This window comes from uncultured Cyclobacterium sp. (assembly GCF_963976465.1).
Classification (GTDB): domain Bacteria; phylum Bacteroidota; class Bacteroidia; order Cytophagales; family Cyclobacteriaceae; genus Cyclobacterium.
This window is the reverse complement of the sequence record NZ_CAXBOC010000597.1, coordinates 1-3048: the sequence shown is the minus strand read 5'-3', so window position 1 is coordinate 3048 and position 3048 is coordinate 1. Positions and strand designations below refer to the sequence as shown.

Sequence of the window (3048 nt, the reverse complement as noted above, 5' to 3'; positions counted from 1 at the left end):
CAAAGGTGGAGCGGAAGTCGTAGGTGGGGTCGTGGTAGCCAGATACAGTTCCAATCCACTTCAGGTGATCAAGCAAGTAAAAGAAAAGATAAAAGAAATAGCTCCGGGATTACCAAAGAAAACCCTTGCAGACGGTACTTTGAGTCAATTGACGGTGGTCCCATTTTATGACAGATCTACTTTGATTCAAGAGACCCTTGGGACTTTAGAAGAAGCTTTGTCTCTCGAAATCCTTATCACTATCCTTGTAGTGATTGTGATGGTTTATAACCTTAGGGCGTCCATCCTTATTTCAAGTTTATTGCCATTGGCCATTTTAATGGTTTTTATAGCCATGCGTTATCTTGGTGTAGATGCGAATATCGTCGCCCTATCAGGTATCGCCATTGCTATTGGCACAATGGTGGATTTGGGAATCATCCTTTCCGAAAATATACTCAAGCATATGGATGAAGCCCCGCCACAGCAAAAGCTTATCACTACTATCTACAATGGCTCTGCGGAGGTTGCAGGTGCCATTTTTACTGCTGTGTCTACAACGATTATAAGTTTTGTCCCGGTATTTACCATGCAGGCAGCTGAAGGGAAGTTGTTTGGGCCACTGGCTTATACCAAAACTTTTGCCTTATTCGCAGCATTGATCGTTTCCCTTTTGATCTTACCCAGTATTGCACACGCTTTTTTTGGATTCAAGTTGAACAATTCGAAGTTTAAAAAGGCGGGAAATACCCTGCTTATTTTGATAGGTTTAGCCCTACTTTATTTAGACTTTGTTTGGGCGGGTACCCTTCTTTTTTTACTGGCAGGGGTTGCACTTTTAAAAGACTATTTGAAAGCAAAGGGCTTTACTTTTCCGGAAAGCATCAGGCCTTTTTATAACAATTTGGAAATCATCATTGTAATTTCAGGGGTGGTGTGGCTGTTGGCAGGTTATTGGCTGCCTTTAGGAGCATCTAATTCCACCTTCCTAAACTTTGTTTTTGTTGGCAGCTTGGTCAGTTTGATTTTGGGTGCCTTTCTTCTGTTGGAGTCCAATTACAAGAAAATTTTGAATTGGTGTCTGGATCATAAAGCAGCATTTTTATCCATCCCTGCCGCTGTTATGATGTTTGGTATCATGGTATGGATTGGTTTTGTTACCACTTTTGGGTTGCTTCCTAAAGTAGCCGGAAAAATAGGGTGGAAACTTGAAAAAACGAAGGTTTGGTCAGGGCTTGCTCATGCTTTTCCCGGCATGCAAGAAGAATTTATGCCATCCTTGGATGAGGGGAGCTTTTTGTTGATGCCTACATCCATGCCACATTCAGGTATGGCTTTTAACAGAAAAGTTCTAGGGCAGTTGGATAAGCGGATGGATAATATTCCTGAGGTTGATCTTAGTGTTGGGAAGCTTGGCCGGGTTGAGTCCGCCTTAGATCCTGCTCCAATTTCAATGTTTGAGAATGTCGTCAATTATAAACCGGAATTTTTTATAAATGAAAAAGGGCAGAAGCAGCGGTTTAAAGTGGATGAAGACTATCGTTTTGTCCTAAGTTCAGGTGATACTTTGTCCAATGAAGAAATAATAACCAAAAACATTGCTACTTCATTACTTATTCCGGATGAATTTGGTAGGTATTTTAGGAATTGGCGCTCGCATATCAATTCTCCGGAAGATATATGGAATGAAATAGAAAGGGTCACCAAAATCCCCGGGCTCACATCTGCTCCAAAATTGCAACCTATAGAGACCCGTTTGGTGATGTTGCAGACGGGAATGCGGGCCCCCATGGGGATGAAAATTTATGGGCCCGACTTATCAACAATAGAGTCTTTTGGTTTAAATGTAGAAGCGATTTTGAAACAGATTCCCTCAGTGAAGCAGGAAGCTGTGTTTGCGGATAGGATTGTAGGCAAACCTTACTTGCACCTCAATATAAATCGTGAGCAAATAGCTAGGTATGGATTGAGTATTGAGGATGTTCAGGGTATTGTTGAAACAGCTATTGGAGGCATGAAAGTGACCACAACGGTAGAAGGGCGGGAGCGTTTTCCTGTGCGGGTGCGTTATCCTCGGGAACTTCGAGATGATCCTGAATCCTTGGGGAAAATATTGGTACCAACCCCTACAGGTTCCCAAATCCCCATGAGTCAAATTGTAGATTTTGAATACCTCAGAGGTCCTCAGGCAATAAAAAGTGAAGAAACATTCCTGGTGGGATATGTGCTGTTTGACAAACAGGAGGGGTATTCGGAAGTGACGGTCGTAGAAGATGCAAGGCGCTTGATTCAAAGTAAAATTGACTCCGGTGATTTGGAGGTTCCTGCAGGTGTAAGCTTTAAATTTTCAGGCAATTATGAAAACCAAGTTCGTGCTGAAAAACGCCTTTCTTTGATCGTTCCATTGGTTCTACTCATCATTTTCCTGATTCTTTATTTTCAGTTTCGTTCAGTCAGCACAGCAATGATGGTCTTTACAGGCATTGCCATGGCTTTTAGTGGTGGCTTTATCATCCTTTGGCTTTATGGGCAAAGCTGGTTCATGGATTTTGCTCTTTTTGGGACCAATTTTAAGGATCTTTTTCAGGTTAAAACAATTAATCTGAGTGTGGCTGTTTGGGTAGGTTTTATTGCTTTGTTTGGTATCGCCACAGATGATGGTGTGCTTATGGCAACCTATTTAGATCAGAGCTTTGCTCGAAATAAAACTGATGGTATTCAGGGGATTAGGAAGGCTGTTTTGGAAGCTGGGCAGCGGAGGATTAAGCCTGCCATCATGACTTCCGCCACCACCATTATCGCCTTGCTACCTATTCTCAGCTCCTCCGGAAGAGGCTCAGATATTATGATACCAATGGCCATTCCGGCTTTTGGAGGGATGCTAGTAGCAGCTATTACTTATTTTATTGTACCCGTTTTGTATGCAATTCGGGAAGAAAGAAGATTTAAAAACAAATCAATATGAAATTTACTTTCCTTTCCTTATCCTTTTGCTTGATCTTGAGTATTTCCGGATTTTCTCAGACGCTGGAGGGGCTTTTTACGGTTGCTGCGGAAAATAACCCGGGA

The 3048-nt window shown here is 42.2% G+C and carries 1 protein-coding gene; it reads left to right on the top strand.

Annotated elements, in window-relative coordinates; all coding sequences use genetic code 11:
* On the top strand, window positions 1-2944 hold a 2944-nt coding region (locus AAC037_RS22695; RefSeq protein WP_339905837.1), incomplete at its 5' end, for an efflux RND transporter permease subunit.
* Between the last annotated feature and the right edge of the window lie 104 nt (window positions 2945-3048).